The 14,352-nt window shown below is 41.7% G+C and carries 20 protein-coding genes; 6 read left to right on the forward strand and 14 right to left on the reverse strand.

The annotated features are described in order from the left end of the window. Window positions 1-48 precede the first annotated feature (48 nt). On the forward strand, window positions 49-564 hold the full coding sequence (locus ABFY09_RS03180) for a CpxP family protein (RefSeq protein ID WP_347982848.1): 516 nt from the start codon (window positions 49-51) through the stop codon (window positions 562-564). Window positions 565-665: 101 nt separating this feature from the next. On the opposite strand, the gene ABFY09_RS03185 is transcribed toward ABFY09_RS03180, so the two are convergent. Next, window positions 666-932 (reverse strand): hypothetical protein, encoded by a 267-nt coding sequence (locus tag ABFY09_RS03185; RefSeq protein WP_347982849.1) that lies wholly within the window; start codon window positions 930-932, stop codon window positions 666-668. A 184-nt stretch (window positions 933-1,116) separates the two neighbouring features. On the opposite strand from ABFY09_RS03185, the gene ABFY09_RS03190 reads away from it, so the two are divergent. After that, window positions 1,117-1,650, forward strand: a complete 534-nt coding sequence (locus tag ABFY09_RS03190; RefSeq protein ID WP_347982850.1) for a hypothetical protein — start codon at window positions 1,117-1,119, stop codon at window positions 1,648-1,650. An 87-nt stretch (window positions 1,651-1,737) separates the two neighbouring features. On the opposite strand, the gene ABFY09_RS03195 is transcribed toward ABFY09_RS03190, so the two are convergent. Beyond that, window positions 1,738-2,736, reverse strand: a complete 999-nt coding sequence (locus tag ABFY09_RS03195; RefSeq protein ID WP_347982851.1) for a branched-chain amino acid aminotransferase — start codon at window positions 2,734-2,736, stop codon at window positions 1,738-1,740. Between the two features lie 230 nt (window positions 2,737-2,966). Then, complete coding sequence (locus tag ABFY09_RS03200; protein ID WP_347982852.1) at window positions 2,967-3,245, reverse strand: DUF1294 domain-containing protein; 279 nt, start codon at window positions 3,243-3,245, stop codon at window positions 2,967-2,969. A gap of 168 nt (window positions 3,246-3,413) precedes the next feature. Between ABFY09_RS03200 and ABFY09_RS03205 the strand changes: the two genes are divergently transcribed. From ABFY09_RS03205 to ABFY09_RS03215, 3 genes are all read left to right on the forward strand, one after another. Continuing rightward, entirely contained in the window at window positions 3,414-4,364 is a 951-nt protein-coding gene (locus ABFY09_RS03205) for a peptidoglycan DD-metalloendopeptidase family protein (RefSeq protein WP_347982853.1), read from the forward strand. Window positions 4,365-4,372: 8 nt separating this feature from the next. Beyond that, window positions 4,373-4,702 (forward strand): polymer-forming cytoskeletal protein, encoded by a 330-nt coding sequence (locus tag ABFY09_RS03210; protein WP_347982854.1) that lies wholly within the window; start codon window positions 4,373-4,375, stop codon window positions 4,700-4,702. 392 nt (window positions 4,703-5,094) lie between these two features. Next, window positions 5,095-5,736, forward strand: coding sequence for a DsbA family oxidoreductase (locus tag ABFY09_RS03215; RefSeq protein WP_347982855.1), 642 nt, complete (start codon window positions 5,095-5,097; stop codon window positions 5,734-5,736). 89 nt (window positions 5,737-5,825) lie between these two features. On the opposite strand, the gene ABFY09_RS03220 is transcribed toward ABFY09_RS03215, so the two are convergent. The 6 genes from ABFY09_RS03220 to ABFY09_RS03245 form a co-directional block, all read right to left on the reverse strand. Beyond that, a complete protein-coding gene (locus ABFY09_RS03220; RefSeq protein WP_347982856.1) occupies window positions 5,826-6,290 on the reverse strand; it encodes a phosphoribosyl-AMP cyclohydrolase in 465 nt (154 codons plus the stop codon). A 227-nt stretch (window positions 6,291-6,517) separates the two neighbouring features. Further along, entirely contained in the window at window positions 6,518-6,781 is a 264-nt protein-coding gene (locus tag ABFY09_RS03225; protein ID WP_347982857.1) for a Txe/YoeB family addiction module toxin, read from the reverse strand. Continuing rightward, window positions 6,774-7,028, reverse strand: a complete 255-nt coding sequence (locus tag ABFY09_RS03230) for a type II toxin-antitoxin system prevent-host-death family antitoxin (protein WP_347982858.1) — start codon at window positions 7,026-7,028, stop codon at window positions 6,774-6,776. Before ABFY09_RS03230 ends, ABFY09_RS03225 begins: the two co-directional genes overlap by 8 nt. 149 nt (window positions 7,029-7,177) lie before the next feature. After that, on the reverse strand, window positions 7,178-7,870 hold the full coding sequence (locus ABFY09_RS03235; protein WP_347982859.1) for an RDD family protein: 693 nt from the start codon (window positions 7,868-7,870) through the stop codon (window positions 7,178-7,180). 228 nt (window positions 7,871-8,098) lie between these two features. Then, window positions 8,099-8,467, reverse strand: a complete 369-nt coding sequence (locus ABFY09_RS03240; protein ID WP_347982860.1) for a hypothetical protein — start codon at window positions 8,465-8,467, stop codon at window positions 8,099-8,101. 675 nt (window positions 8,468-9,142) lie between these two features. Continuing rightward, window positions 9,143-10,780, reverse strand: a complete 1,638-nt coding sequence (locus ABFY09_RS03245) for an NAD+ synthase (protein WP_347982861.1) — start codon at window positions 10,778-10,780, stop codon at window positions 9,143-9,145. A 73-nt stretch (window positions 10,781-10,853) separates the two neighbouring features. Between ABFY09_RS03245 and ABFY09_RS03250 the strand changes: the two genes are divergently transcribed. Beyond that, window positions 10,854-11,117 carry a PP0621 family protein gene (locus ABFY09_RS03250; protein ID WP_347982862.1) on the forward strand — a complete coding sequence of 88 codons (264 nt, stop codon included), beginning with the start codon at window positions 10,854-10,856 and terminating at the stop codon, window positions 11,115-11,117. Here ABFY09_RS03250 and ABFY09_RS03255 read toward each other — a convergent pair. From ABFY09_RS03255 to ABFY09_RS03275, 5 genes are all read right to left on the reverse strand, one after another. Then, the gene (locus tag ABFY09_RS03255; RefSeq protein ID WP_347982863.1) at window positions 11,114-11,623 is read right to left on the reverse strand and encodes a hypothetical protein; all 510 of its coding nucleotides are present in this window, start codon (window positions 11,621-11,623) and stop codon (window positions 11,114-11,116) included. The genes ABFY09_RS03250 and ABFY09_RS03255 overlap by 4 nt on opposite strands. Continuing rightward, complete coding sequence (locus ABFY09_RS03260) at window positions 11,623-12,510, reverse strand: hypothetical protein (protein ID WP_347982864.1); 888 nt, start codon at window positions 12,508-12,510, stop codon at window positions 11,623-11,625. The genes ABFY09_RS03255 and ABFY09_RS03260 overlap by 1 nt, the downstream gene beginning before the upstream one ends. Beyond that, window positions 12,507-12,881: a hypothetical protein gene (locus ABFY09_RS03265; protein ID WP_347982865.1), complete on the reverse strand. Its 375-nt coding sequence runs from the start codon at window positions 12,879-12,881 to the stop codon at window positions 12,507-12,509. Before ABFY09_RS03265 ends, ABFY09_RS03260 begins: the two co-directional genes overlap by 4 nt. Next, the gene (locus ABFY09_RS03270) at window positions 12,878-13,390 is read right to left on the reverse strand and encodes a GspH/FimT family pseudopilin (protein WP_347982866.1); all 513 of its coding nucleotides are present in this window, start codon (window positions 13,388-13,390) and stop codon (window positions 12,878-12,880) included. The genes ABFY09_RS03265 and ABFY09_RS03270 overlap by 4 nt, the downstream gene beginning before the upstream one ends. Window positions 13,391-13,458: 68 nt before the next feature. Continuing rightward, window positions 13,459-14,328 (reverse strand): alpha/beta hydrolase, encoded by an 870-nt coding sequence (locus ABFY09_RS03275; protein ID WP_347982867.1) that lies wholly within the window; start codon window positions 14,326-14,328, stop codon window positions 13,459-13,461. Window positions 14,329-14,352: the final 24 nt, after the last annotated feature.

The raw sequence follows: 14,352 nt of genomic DNA on the forward strand, positions 1-14,352 counted from the left end.
ACGCAGCGCAATAACGAATACCACCCTACAATATAGAAGGAAATGAATATGAAAATGGCAAAAAAAATCATCTTAGCATCTGTTGTTCTTCCATTCGCATTAAGTGCTGGTAGCGCGTTGGCTTTTGGCGGAAAAGACCATAAAGGCGGAGACGGACAATGCTTCCCGGGTCTAGACCGCGGTATCTTGAAAAAATTAGAACTAACTGATGCCCAAAAAGACCAATTAAAAGAACTGCGCAAAGCGGGCAAAGAAGACCACAAAGCAGATAGAGAAAAGCGTAAAGAAAACGGCGTTTCCGAAAAGCGCAAAGAAGCTCAAGAACAAAAGCTTGAACAACTAAACGGCTTACTATTAGCAGACAAATTTGATCCAGCTGAAGCGACTAAAATCGCACAAGAAATGGCTCAAAAACACATCAAACGCCAAGTGAGTATGCTAAGCAAGCAATACCAAATGATCAGCATTTTGACACCTGAGCAAAAAGAAAAATTCGTTAAGCTTCAGGAAGAACGTTTAGACAATTGCGCTGAAAAAATGCACAAGGGTAAAGACCGTAAATAACTTCTCTAAATAGCCCAAACGCTTCCCCTAGTTAGCAAAAAGGCGACTCACTTTAAAAGTGAGTCGCCTTTTTTATATTTCTTTTTAAGCTATCGATTATATCAATGGCGCTTCCAAATCCTGGCAACAGCCTGATCACTGCCTAATAACCCAACAACTTCACATACGATGCCCGTTATACCAAAAACAGCAATTGGAATGACTCCTGCGAACTCACCTGTTTTCAATGTAAACACCAAGGATACCGTGGCAATAACAAAACACAGCAAACCTAATACCAGCAAAATCGTACGGTGAGATTTTTTATAATCGTATTCCCCTTCCCCAGACTCAAACATATTCAAAATCGGAAAGCAGAGTTTTTTCATGACACTTCTCATATAAACAAACCTTCATACACCTTAAGTACTTTTTTATACCATTAAACACTCACATCATGGCAATTTTTTAATACTAAATTAAAGTTTTCTAGCCTATTGCCGTTGAATATAAAGTAGGTAAAAACTAACCATATCACCCAACTTTTAAAATCAGTATTTAACGGAGTAAAGAATGAAAAAACTTATCCAAACAGGTTTAGCTGTCGCTATTACAGCGGCTTCCATCGGTGTAAATGCAGAACCTACGGTATCATATGTAGAATATGCAATAGGTGACATAGACTATGATTCTGGTGGTAGTGCTGACTATTCCTCTCTCGCCCTTACTTTTGAAACACCAATAGTGCCATTGCTTTCATTAGAATTGGCTGAGTATGGATCTCTTGAAGTTTCAAGAATAGGTGTGGGCGATTATATCGAAGTAGGCAGTGCAAGCTATCTTTATGGTCTTGTTCATTTTAATGATTATAATCTTGACCATATCGACTCAGATTTTAGCTTAACCGCTGGTGTTAATGCACAATTAACGGAACGCTTAGAACTTAGATTATCTCTATCTGAATTCACAGGTGATGATACTGACAGCCTAAGTAACACTAAAGTTGGCTTGGCTTATTACTTAGCAGAGAACGCTTCACTTTCTGCAAACTATGCCAGTCATGACGTCTTCAATGTTGTATCGTTTTCTGCAAGATTGAACTTCTAACAGAAGTAAAACAGGAAACTTAAAAGGGCTGAAATCTAATTTATTTCAGCCCTTTTAAGATCAACCAAATCATTTAAAAAAAATAAATCAGATTACTTTTGTCAACCAACTATGAGTATCTTCTGACTTACCCCACTGAATATCATTCAATGTCTGGCGAAGTTTATCGGCGATTGGTCCAGGTTCACCAGAGCCAACTTTGTATTCTTTCCCATTATGAATAAACGTACCTACAGAAGTTAATACCGCTGCTGTACCAGACAATACAGCTTCTACTTCTGGTTTCGCGGCACGCTCTAGTAATTCCGCAACAGTCAAATCACGTTCTGTTACCGTCATTCCCAAATCTGCTGCTAGCGTCAAAATAGAAGAGCGAGTCACACCGTGTAGGAAAGACGTGTCCAAGCCTTTGGTGATAATTTCGTTGCCGTCAATCAACAAGAAGTTCGCGGCTCCGGTTTCTTGTACATCACCATTTGGACAGAACAAAATCTGGTCCGCTTTTACTTCTTCATTGGCTTTCCTCATCGGACCTAATGCACTGGCGTAATTACCGCCACTTTTGATCATGCCCATATGAGGTGCGCAACGCATACCGGTTTCGTCCAACAAAAGGCGCAATGCTTTTGCGCCACCTGTGAAGTAATCTCCTACTGGAGACAATAGCACGTACAACATAGAAGCTGCTGTTGCCCCTGCTGCTTTGCCTACGTTTGCTTCTGTGCCTATGTGTGTTGGGCGAATATACATAGACTCTGGAGACTCAGGTACTTCACTCGCGAATTCAGCAACAACATCCAAAATCATTTTAGTCACTTGTGCTTCGTCAATTTCTGGCAAAGACAACAAACGGCTACTTTGCGCTAAGCGCTTAATGTTTTGATCCATACGAAACACATGGACACTACCATCAGCGTGGCGAAAAGCCTTCAACCCTTCAAAGCAGGTACTTGAGTAATGCAATACATGCGCGCCAGGATGCAATTGAATGCTATCTGAAGAGACTAGGTTTGCTTCACTCCATTGATTGTTTTCAAATGTTGCTAATGCCATTTTAGGCATAAACACGCTACCAAAAGCCGCCATTTTTGTTTCCTATATAAATAAATGATTACGAGTAACAGTAAATTCAAACCAAAGAAAGTAAGGCTCTAAAATTCCAAGTTACGACCCAATGACAAGATATTAAAGGGGAAAACAGATTGAGGAAAGTAAATCGTTTCATGCAGCCAGATAAAATCACACCTTTTTACATCTTAGGCGCGCTTTTTCATTCGTAACATCAGCAGCCTAAGCATTAGAGCCATAAAAACACTCTAAGACCAGCTTCTATAGATCAAGATAAAAAGCATCGAAATAAGAACATTGGCAACAAGAGTCAACCAAAACACCATTTGAAAACGGCGCTTTTTGGTTTTATGGCGGAACACACTTTGACCAAACATAGCGCCAAACCATCCACCCAAAAACGATAAAGTATGTAAGGTGCGTTCACTGACACGCTGACGGCCTCTTTTTGCGGCGTATTTATCAATACCGTAAATCAAAAAAGTCAGCACACTTAAAAAAGCAAAATAATAAACTAAAAATATCATCTAAAAACTTCTATCTAATTCCTATAAAATCTATCGCTCATCTACAGTCGAATAAAAACTCATCTCAAGTGTAAAGGCGGCTTTTGATATGTAAGAAAGGCTATACAAAGGCAAATGTTCTATTGTATACCTAAACAATCATTTTTATGTTGGTGATAAAAACAGGCAATGAAAGACCACTTAACCATTTCCATTTCTTCAGTTTATGGAAGCAAGCACTTTCGTTTTGGAAGGAGTTTTCGCCATACATTTAAAATCATTAGTTACGCCATCATTATTGCTCTAGTCGTCATGGCTAGCGTGATTTATTACCTAGTTAATGAAGCCGAATTTGCCAAGATCAAACAAAATGAGCTGGAAACAAGATCGTCTTCTTTAAGCCGTGAACTCACCGCCTTAACTGAGCTCAAAACCAATTTAGAAAGCGATCTACTAGAACGGGAAGAAAAGATGCAATTGGTCTCTGACCGGTTGGGCGATTTAGAAAACCTGTTGGGCATGGAAAACGATGCGACTGGCGAACTTAAATCACGCTTAGACACGGCCGCTATTAATTCGTCAGTACGCATTACCATGCTTACTCAGATTCCCAGTGGCGCTCCTGTAAAAAACGCAAGAACGTCTTCTGGTTACGGTGAACGAATACACCCTGTTACAGGTATCAAGAGATTTCACCGAGGACAGGATTTCGCAGTAAATACAGGGACTCCAGTATATGCGCCCGCTGATGGTATAATTGAAGTGACCCGACCAAGCAATGAAGGTTCTGGAAACTACCTGCGCATATTTCATTCTCATGGTTTTTCCAGTTCTTACTCTCATTTAAGTAAGTTCGCCGCTAATAAAGGCGACTTTGTAAAAAAAGGCGATCTCATTGCTTATTCAGGAAATAGTGGTTTATCTTCTGGGCCACACCTTCATTATGAAGTAAGGTTTATTGGGAGAGCGCTTAATCCAAAACCCTTTTTGGATTGGGATGTTGATAATTTTGATTCAATTTTCAAAAACGTAAGAGGAATAGGATGGGAATCTTTAGTGGGAACAATCGAGTTAAGAGTCAGTCATCAACTACAACTCTCATCGCAGAAGGTTGCTCAATCAACGGACACATTAAAGTAGAAAACCAAATGCAAATTGATGGCTACGTTGAAGGGAAAATTGAAGTAAACAACCTACTTAGAATCAGTGAAACAGGTAATGTGGTAGGAGAAATCCTTACCGAGCGCCTCATCATTAACGGCGCATTTGAAGGTGTTTGCCGAGCAACTTACATTGAAGTACTCAGCTCTGGCCGAGTCACAGGTACGGTTTACAGCGACAACCTGAGCATTGAAACTGGCGGCAAGTTTATGGGGGTTACCAAACCACCAGAAGAGCAAGCAAATGAACAAAACATCATTGAACACAATGAAGATGAGTACGAAACTAAAGACCTAAGTTATAGTCAAGCTACCTAAGAATATGAGAGAAAACACTTGATTAGACAAAAAATACTAACAATTCATCGAGTGTTTTCGTTTCTCTCTTGCTGGCAAATCTTCAGTTCAATCCATTTTTAACTTGTTATTAAAAAGCCTACATTCAGAATAAAAGCAATACATATCAATAGTAACCCCTTAATTTCAAAGAAGTTTGATGCCAATTAAAGCATCCCTAGACAAAACTCTCTACAGCTTTTTTACAACCGAAAGCAAGAGCAAGTATCAACATTGAAAATGAATACCAAGAAGCTGTATTAATTCATCCGCCCCACCTTGAACGATTGTTCACTTTATTTACTCACTCCCCTAGCCCAATACGTTTTATATTAATGTTATCTAGACTGTTTGAATCGTGAGTGGGTTTTATTATGAGTAAAGTAAAAATAGACATTGTGTCCGATGTGGTTTGTCCTTGGTGCATTATTGGTTACCGTAACTTGGAAAAAGCCATTGAAGAACTTGGTGTTCAGGATCAAGTTGAGATTGAATGGCAACCGTTTGAACTGAATCCAGACATGCCAGCAGAAGGCGAAGTATTAAGCGCACATTCCGCTCGTAAATATGGCTCAACCCCCGAAAGCAGCGCACAATTTCGCGTAGAGATGACAGCTCGTGGCAAAGAAGTTGGTTTCGACTTTGACTATTTCCCAGAGATGAAGATTGTAAACACTCGCGATGCGCATGTTTTGTTGGAATACGCGAAAGAGTGCGACTTACAAACAGAAATGAAATTACGCTTTTTCTCGGCCTTTTTCACCGAGCATAAAGACGTGTCAGATCGTGACGTTTTACTCAAAGAAGCCGAAGCCATTGGTTTAGATGTGAATGAAGCAAAAGCGCGACTCGAAAACACAAGCTCCGCTCGTCACATTCAACAAATCGAATCACAATGGCAACAAATGGGCATTTCATCCGTGCCAACTGTGGTTGTGAATCGCAGAAATGCCATTGCTGGCGCGCATCCAGTAGAATCATTTAAACAACTGTTAGAATCTGCATTGACGAGTTAAATGCCATTTATCTAGCAAGTTTGGCGTACGCAGAGCTAATAATAAGCATACGCCAATTCACTCGTTATCAGAGCAAGATCCTACTGACTTTAAGGCTGATAAGGCAATGAAGATTGGTGTAAGACAATACGCACTTTACCGTCATCACACTCTTTGAAAACAAAGCTTTTATTCACAAAAATGTGGCTATCGTCATCACCGATAAAGTGCACATTACATTGCACAATCGCTAAGTCGTTATGCAATATAAAGTCTTCCTTACTGTACCAAACTTTCATCCAAGGCTTGAGCTTAAAGCCTCTGTCATCTGGGTAGTCACTGTTGCCACCAACAAAATAAGACAACGCGCCTTCCTTCGTTGGGCGAAAGGTTTGCTGCCCAAATGTCTGAGTCGGTTTAAACAGAACCTTCCCATTATCGTAATCATAATTATCTGATAAAACTTGAAGAGAGAAGGCCTGTGTATCGCCCCCTTCCGTATGAACCTGACCAACTTTTACAACGTTGTCGCACCATGTTTGCAGTGCGGTATGAACCATTTCATTGGTAAACATAAAATGTATTTAACTCCTTGGTAGGTTTCATGGAACGGGCTCTGGCACACAAGAGCCACACTATAGAGCGGTTTTTATTGCGGGGATAAATGATAAGCAACTCTGCCCTGCGATGACACCAATAACAGAACGTAGAATTAGATTAAATTATGGAAGTATAAGAAGAAAACCTTTCACGAACCAAAAAGCGGTAAATGTTTACGCTGCTAGTAAGTTAAAGCTGCCTATTAGTAGTGATATCGACAAGAGAGAATCGTAATCGTCGTGTCTTCTACAGCGTAAACTAAACGATTGGTATCATTGATTCTACGAGACCAGAAACCTGATAGATTTTCCTTTAAGGCTTCTGGCTTTCCAATTCCTTCAAACGGAGAACGCTGAACATCTGTAATCAGTTTATTAATACGCTTTAAGGTTTTCTTATCTTGAGTCTGCCAATAAACGTAGCTACCCCAAGCTTCATCAGTCCATGATAAAAGTCTGTTACTCATTAATAAGCTCTCGCTGAGACGTTTTTCCAGCTTTAAACTGTTCAATAGAACGATTTAAATGCTCCGCATTGGCAGGCGAACGAAGTAAATGGACAGTTTCCATAAGGCTATTATAGTAATCCAATGACATGACCACAGCGTCGTCAGAATCACGGCGAGTAATCACAGTAGTATCTGCATCGTTTATAACGCCGTCTAAAACCGTTTTAAGACCATTTCGAGCTTCTGTAAAAGAGACAATTTTCATCTACAACCTCACTTGTACATTATATAGGACAAGTGTAGATAAAAAGCACAGACTTGTACAGGATGTTGTGCATAAGCTTCAGGGGTGATTAATGAACATATAACACGAAGCGAAACGAAAGCATACAGACCTTCGTCCCGCCAGCAGCTTCACTGCATACGAACAACAACCGTCTTGCCAATCAAATCATGAAGCGCTCGTCGTTTGTCATTAAACAACATGGTAACAAACTCGGAAATACCCCAAATTGACGATAGAACAGAAAAAATCAAAACAATATAAAGTAGGTTATAAGCACTCCCTAGTATTGGGATTTCTAGCACGAACAAAAGAAGAATGAATAGCCAAAAAATATTTAATGTTAAATTGACAGATTCCCTTCTCAGAGCTTGTTTAAGATTTATCCTAGTTTCAGTGCCATGATCTAACACTTTCACCTTCATTATCCTCTTCCCAAGAGTTTGACCAAAATAACCATGCATAAAAATGACATAGATAGAAAACTGAATGGCATTAAAAGTTTGAATAAATTGATTATGTACATTGAACTCAACACCCAACACAAAACATTCGATGTATAAGATGATCGCGAATAGTATCCCGTCGATTGTTGCAGCCCAAAAACGAGGCCAAAATGTTGAATATTTCAGATCTCGCTTTTTCTCTTTAGCTATTTTTTTCTCTTTTTCAAGCATGGCTTGAATCTCAGGCGCTTCCATTCTTTTAGCAAGAGCCGATGCTATCTCTTCAGCCTTTTCGGGATACTTCTCTTCATTAATATTTTTTCTCATATCCGAAAGTTGTTCGATAGTGTATTTACTGTAATCATGAGAAAAAGTCATTTTATTGAGTTTCCTTTAAGAGAATGGATCCTACTAAGATGGTGAACTGGATAATTGAGGCAAGAGTAAAGTTTCGGCATAGACTAAATTAGAGCCTTCCACAAATTCATTTTACGGTATGATTTGATTTCACTCTGCCCCTAATGATTACAGTTATAACGCCCAAAGCAGCGGCGGCGAAGCCGTCCAGCCCGCAGGGCGATGCTGCCTTTGCTTGTTATAGGGTTTTTATATCCAATCATGGGAAATAGCCATTGCACCTACAAACCAAATCATTACACCAGATAAACACGTACCCAAGTGTGACAAATGAACCCAGCGCTTGCCTGGAAATTCACGGATAGAATACACCGCAGAAGCCAGCGCCAAAAGTAACAAAATATTGAGCGGCCAATAGTACTCGGCCGATATTCCATAATCTGTGTGGCCGCTAACAATTGCCGCATATAAAAATGCCGCAATTATTAACATTCCATGTAAAGAGGCCAGAATGCTTTTGCTGGCATAGAAATAAGCGATTGAAATAAGTAATGCGAAGATTAGAAAAATTCTCACGTCATCAAGAAACAGAACACTTAGTTGGTATTCGCTCAGCATTTCCTTGCCCTATAACACTTTATTAATGCGCATGCGCGTTTACACATTTTAAAAACTATCTAAATATCTCTACAACTAACTGAATTTTCAGTGTTTTACAAAGCTATTCACAAAATTAAAAAGTAACAAAACGAGCGTGCGCGTTATTCCATCTTTTTATCAGGAATGCACAGCGCGTTATCTCAACACTCCGAATTATTAATCATTGATATTATGACGGTTTTTTATTTTCTGCCAGTGTAAACGCGCATCACTGAGTTATTTAAAATGTATAAATGAGCAAGGTATAGGAAATTTAAAAAATAATCCGTTGGTTAATATGGTTTTTCTATGATGATTCGTATGTGAGATACGGAAAGTGAAAACTGCGTGTTCATTGTCCGGTTGCGGTCGTGCTTCCCTTATCGTGACCTCCGAGGTGAGACGTTTGAAAAATGACATTCCGCTGAGGTAGGCGCCTCTTTAAGAAAGGAAAGTTTCGAGGAGGAATGCTATTTTCAAATATCCGAACGGTAGATAAGTCGGGTCAAAGCCCTTTTCAATTAGTTCTTTATTCCTTAAAGGTTTTGCGGATAGAAAAGGGGTTCGACCCTTGGCTATGTTTGTCGCACTGAAGTGCGACCTACTGAAGCGTTCCCACACTGGGGCGTGGGAACGCATATGATGATGAAGGGTTTATTCTCCGATGTGCCAGCCATTGGTAATTGGGTAACGTCGATCGCGGCCAAAGCCTCGGGCAGTGATGCGCACGCCGGTTGGTGCTTGGCGGCGTTTGTATTCGTTTAGGTCGACAAGGCGAAGGACGCGATACACGGTTTCTCGGTCGAATTTCTCCGTGGCGAGTATGGCTTCTGCGCTTTGGTCTTCTTCTATGTACATACGCAAGATTTCATCGAGGATGTCGTAGCTTGGCAAGGAGTCTTCATCTTTCTGATCTGGCGCTAGTTCAGCAGATGGCGGGCGAGTAATCACTCGCTCAGGGATCACGTAGCCAAGCGTATTGCGGTATCGGCACAGTCTGAATACGAGCATTTTGAACACGTCTTTTAGGACGGAATAACCGCCGACCATGTCGCCGTACAATGTGGCGTAACCCACGGCCATTTCACTCTTGTTGCCTGTGGTAAGCACCATGTAGCCTTTTTTGTTGGAGATCGCCATTAAGGTCACGCCGCGAGTTCGAGCTTGTAGATTTTCTTCTGTGGTGTCCTTTCCTAAGCCTTCAAACTCTGGTGCGAGCACGTCAGTAAACGCCGACACCATGGATTCAATCGGCAATACGCTGTATTTCACGCCAAGCAATTTTGCTTCTTCTTCCGCGTCGTGCAAGCTGATGGAAGAAGTATAAGTGTAAGGCATCATCACGGCTTGTACGCGATCTGCGCCAATGGCGTCTACTGCCACAGCAAGTGACAAAGCCGAGTCGATGCCGCCACTTAACCCTAACACGATGCCTTTAAAACGGTTCTTTTCAATGTAATCACGCAAGCCTAACACCATGGCTTGGTAAACGCTGGCTTCTTCACTGAGTGCTGGCGCAATATTGCCAGCAACAGGCTCAACTTTGTTCGGTTGATCGTCGTCGATGATAATGTCGACGCAATACAAGCCCGCTTCAAACCAAGGCGCTTGCATGACTTTATCGCCTTTGGCGTTCACTACAAACGAGCCACCTTCGTAGACCAATTCGTCTTGCGCGCCCATATTATTCACATAGACAATCGGCAAGCTGGTTTCCGCCGCACGTTGGTGTAAATGCTGTTCACGCTTGCCCATTTGTTCAATATGATAAGGCGACGCGCTGATATTAATGATCAATTCAGCGCCTGCGGCTTTGGCTTGCGCAATCGGCTCTGGATGCCAGATGTCTTCACAGACACTCAAGCCCACTTTCGCGCCTTTAATGTCAACAACAACAGCTTCTTGGCCTTCACGAAAATAGCGTTTGTCGTCAAAGACGAGGAAGTTTGGCAATTTCTGTTTGGCGTATTCGCCCAGTATTTTGCCTTGGTAAATCACGCCAGCGCAGTTGAAAAGCTCGCCATCAATACGGCGTGGATAGCCCACCACCAAATAAATGTCTTTTACTTCTTTTAATAAAGTGTCTAGCGCGGCTTCGATACGCGTATCTAAACTGGGTCTGAGCAGTAAATCTTCTGGTGGATAGCCTGTTAAAGTCAGTTCAGGAAAAACCACCACATCGGCTTTATCTTCGTCACGGGCTTTGTTTGCCGCTTCAATAACCGATTGAGTGTTTTTCGTAATGTCGCCGACCAGCATGTCTAGCTGGGCCATTGCAATTCGTAATGTCATACAGTTGCTATCTCGTTAACTCTGTTAGATTATGCTGCTTATTGTCTGGAATTACACAACTTAGGTAAAGTATATGATCGTACGTTTGATCGTTTTTATTGCGATTTTTTTCATCGCTTGGTGGTTGTACCGTAAATTTATCACGTTTAAAGGTGGGCAATCCCCTACCAAATCAGAAAAAGCCAAATCTTCCAAAAAAGAAGAGACACAAGAAAGCATGGTTCGTTGTACAGAATGCCAAACTTTCACACCTCGCTCCCATGCCATTCATGACCAAGAAGTACGTCCATTTTGCTCCGCAGAGCATTTAAAAGACTTCAATAAAAAGTCTGATTAATTCACGGCAACCCAACCGCTCGAAAGCAGTTTTCCGTCTCGCCACCACCAGCATAAATAGGCTTGCTGGTTTTGTGTGGCGCAAAGTCGGTAAGACGTTTGGGTGACTGATGTTGTTTCGGTTCCGCCTTCACTCTCTTCGTCATCTTCACTCAGATCATACCGAGACCATTGATACTGCAGTGTTTGCTCGCCTTTGCTCCAAGTGCTTTCTTCATCACTGCTTTGTTGTTCAGCCAGATCACAAAAGCCAACGCAGTCGCTTAGCGTCGCCAAATAAAAAGACGGAGAAGCGACATAGTCGTCTATAAAGTCTCGCCATATTTGCTGATCTTCTTCTAAATCGCTCAGCTGACCACGCCATTGATAAGACGCAATCATGGTGTTTTGAAAATGAGTCGACAAGCTGGATATCGCCAATAACAGCGCAATAATGGGCAATGAAACCCAACCTCTTTGAGTGTTTATAAAAGAACTTAAAAAAGAATTGGAAGAAGAAATAGACATCAAATACCTCCTTTTAAGACGATTATTTGATTGCCAATATTCTGACAGGGGGAAGTGTAAGTCCAAGTCTCGCCTCGCATTGAAAGGTAGCTTTGTTCTAACTGAGCGCCTCTTTCAGACTGACAATCATCCAAAGCATATTGATACTCTATCCATAATCCTCGCAGCGTTTTTAAGCTAAAATCGCCATAGTTTTTGACCAAGGTATCAACAGAGCCGTCGTTGTTTTCATCCAACAAAGGGAAAATTGCTAAGCGCTCTATTCCGTTTAATAACTCCAGTGAATTACCACTGTCTTCTGGCGTTCGCCAAAAAGCGGTTCCGCCATTTTTACCGGGCGATAAATACCAATAGAAACCGTCTTGGCTTTCAAGAACACCTGATTGCCCAATAGCCGTATCATCTATGAGTTTCATTTGAGCCTGAGTGCTGGTGACTGACAATACTTGTCCATGATACTGCGTAGCACAATTGGAAAAAGTAATGCTGTCTCCAGCTTGCCAATGACAATCGAACATCGTTGAAAATGGATTCTCTGATATTGTTAGCGTGCTCCTGCACGAACCATAGTCCACACCTTTTAACCAGTCCGAAGTGGTCATAACCACACGAGAAGACAGGCGATCAGGCTTTGTACTACCTGAACCTATGGTTAAAAACACATCGGTGCCATCGTAACAATTCGCCGGCACCAAGCGCGTCCATTGGGCGTTAAAATGAGCATCTATAGCCGCTTTGAATTTGTGCTGATCTTGATAAATTTGCGCTAAAAAATGCCGCTCTTCCAAGCGCCCTAACGCAGTGACTAAAAAGGGTAGGAACAGGGAAATAAGCAAACACACCACCAGCAATTCCAATAGCAAACTGCCTTTCAATTGTGATTTCATTCTTCACCCTCCAAGCCCATTTCAGACAGATAAGTTTCAGGCAAGTCATGTTGCGAGGCATAAAACCAACGCTCTAATTGGCTGCCAGTACATTCCTGACATTCGGGGTAAGAATCACTGTCTTGGCTGTCATCCTCCGCAGACCAACTTCGCTCTACTACCAGCATTTCCATCAATGCCTGCTTTTGTTGGTTTTCTTCAAGCTTTCTTTGGTTTTCTGCTAACTGAATGGATTGCCACTGGGTTTGGCTTTGGACTTGAGCAAGGTGCAACACAAACGCCAGCAAGGCGAGACACAAAGTGACTTCTAGCATTATCCAGCCTTGCTGTGCTTTACGAGAAATCCCTCCAGAAAAAAAGCGAGGCTTCATAAGCAATCACCTTCACCTTTTTCTTGAATATCCGTTCTGTAAAATCGACCACTTTGATTAAGAACCAGCGTTGCTTGCCAACTTCCTAGACAAAGTTCAAAGGTGCCATTTTGATAGCCAGATAAACCATTGCTGTGAAATTCAATTTGCTGTTTGTTCACAGGAAAGCCAGCCCAAGACACAGATAACAATTCATTAAAGGTAATGGAACGATACAAAATATAGTCTGAACTTGATTCATCACCTTGATACAAATCAAAGCCAGAAGACCAATTTCCGTCACACGCTAAACCACCACAAACGAAACTGGGCGAACCACTGACAACCGCCAACTGACGGGCTTGCAGCAAGGCATCGGATAATTCGTTAATGGCATTATTAAGAAGAGTTTGATCTTGCGTATCTTGATTGGCGATTAGGAATTGCGCCGAGCCCGCATAAGCAAGAACACTGAGAATGGCTAGAACGCAGAGCATTTCTAGCAGAGAAAAGCCTTTTTGTTGCAGCATTGAAAACCTCCTTGTTTTCGATCATTTCGAGCATCCTTGCTCTAATGAAAATTGCGATTCGCTGTCTTTTAGCTACTCATAGCAAACCATTTATTGATGTGATTAGCAATTTGCCTTGGTTTTTGGAACGGTAAGGAATGATCACAGGCACTCATGACCTTGTGCTCCCATTCTGCTTTGTTCTGGTTCAGCAATTCATAATGCTGCTTTAGCGCTTCATGACTTAGCTCGCCAGAGAAAAGAAACACCTGATCCGATGCATCGATTAGTGCTTCTCTTAAGCTTGGTTCTTGGCTCATTATTTCAACATGGTTTGTTACTGCATCCAGCGCATATGCAAAACCAAAAGGACGATGAGCAAGACGAGATTGCGTAGTTGCTTCCGCCACTGGGTGTTTTCGACGGTTCGGTGAAACGCCGTCCATAAACTGCGCCACGCCCAATTCCACATCGCCTGTTTCACGAATCAATTTTGACGCATGACGATACTTCAAACGTACTTCCATCAAATTCGATAAGTCTTCTCGATCCAAAGAAGCGGGCTCTAATAAGGCCATTTTGGCTTTTAGTTTGCCTTGTTGCTGGCGGCGATAATTCAAATTCAAAGCAACTAATCCACCCAAAGAATACGCCACCACATTGAAATCATCCCATTTGAGATGTGCCAATAAAGCTTCTATCTCATCGGTTAATTCATCGATCGTCACCGCCTCTTCTTCACCGTGATGATGAAAGGATTCTCCCATGCCTTTTAAATCTGGCACCACCATCCAACGCCATTGTGTGAGATAAGGCAACATAGGTGAATAGGTAATTTCCCCCGCGACACCTGCGCCATGCAACAACAAACAGGTTCGATCTGTTTGAGCATTGGGATTTTCATAAAGACGATACGCTAGACGCGCACCGGGTAAAGTAAGAAAAAAAGTCTCGGACACTTGTAATTAACCTGTGAGGAACCA

The organism is Marinomonas sp. 5E14-1 (assembly GCF_039939215.1).
Classification (GTDB): domain Bacteria; phylum Pseudomonadota; class Gammaproteobacteria; order Pseudomonadales; family Marinomonadaceae; genus Marinomonas.

Coding starts and splice junctions, on each gene's coding strand:
- ABFY09_RS03240 (WP_347982860.1), bottom strand. CDS start 8,467: ATGCTGAGCGAATACCAACTAAGTGTTCTGTTTCTTGATGACGTGAGA.
- ABFY09_RS03265 (WP_347982865.1), bottom strand. CDS start 12,881: ATGAAGCCTCGCTTTTTTTCTGGAGGGATTTCTCGTAAAGCACAGCAA.
- ABFY09_RS03230 (WP_347982858.1), bottom strand. CDS start 7,028: ATGAAAATTGTCTCTTTTACAGAAGCTCGAAATGGTCTTAAAACGGTT.
- ABFY09_RS03200 (WP_347982852.1), bottom strand. CDS start 3,245: ATGATATTTTTAGTTTATTATTTTGCTTTTTTAAGTGTGCTGACTTTT.
- ABFY09_RS03220 (WP_347982856.1), bottom strand. CDS start 6,290: ATGTTTACCAATGAAATGGTTCATACCGCACTGCAAACATGGTGCGAC.
- ABFY09_RS03210 (WP_347982854.1), top strand. CDS start 4,373: ATGCAAATTGATGGCTACGTTGAAGGGAAAATTGAAGTAAACAACCTA.
- ABFY09_RS03270 (WP_347982866.1), bottom strand. CDS start 13,390: ATGCTGCAACAAAAAGGCTTTTCTCTGCTAGAAATGCTCTGCGTTCTA.
- ABFY09_RS03245 (WP_347982861.1), bottom strand. CDS start 10,780: ATGACATTACGAATTGCAATGGCCCAGCTAGACATGCTGGTCGGCGAC.
- ABFY09_RS03185 (WP_347982849.1), bottom strand. CDS start 932: ATGAAAAAACTCTGCTTTCCGATTTTGAATATGTTTGAGTCTGGGGAA.
- ABFY09_RS03225 (WP_347982857.1), bottom strand. CDS start 6,781: ATGAGTAACAGACTTTTATCATGGACTGATGAAGCTTGGGGTAGCTAC.
- ABFY09_RS03215 (WP_347982855.1), top strand. CDS start 5,095: ATGAGTAAAGTAAAAATAGACATTGTGTCCGATGTGGTTTGTCCTTGG.
- ABFY09_RS03255 (WP_347982863.1), bottom strand. CDS start 11,623: ATGTCTATTTCTTCTTCCAATTCTTTTTTAAGTTCTTTTATAAACACT.
- ABFY09_RS03205 (WP_347982853.1), top strand. CDS start 3,414: ATGAAAGACCACTTAACCATTTCCATTTCTTCAGTTTATGGAAGCAAG.
- ABFY09_RS03195 (WP_347982851.1), bottom strand. CDS start 2,736: ATGGCGGCTTTTGGTAGCGTGTTTATGCCTAAAATGGCATTAGCAACA.
- ABFY09_RS03260 (WP_347982864.1), bottom strand. CDS start 12,510: ATGAAATCACAATTGAAAGGCAGTTTGCTATTGGAATTGCTGGTGGTG.
- ABFY09_RS03235 (WP_347982859.1), bottom strand. CDS start 7,870: ATGACTTTTTCTCATGATTACAGTAAATACACTATCGAACAACTTTCG.
- ABFY09_RS03180 (WP_347982848.1), top strand. CDS start 49: ATGAAAATGGCAAAAAAAATCATCTTAGCATCTGTTGTTCTTCCATTC.
- ABFY09_RS03250 (WP_347982862.1), top strand. CDS start 10,854: ATGATCGTACGTTTGATCGTTTTTATTGCGATTTTTTTCATCGCTTGG.
- ABFY09_RS03190 (WP_347982850.1), top strand. CDS start 1,117: ATGAAAAAACTTATCCAAACAGGTTTAGCTGTCGCTATTACAGCGGCT.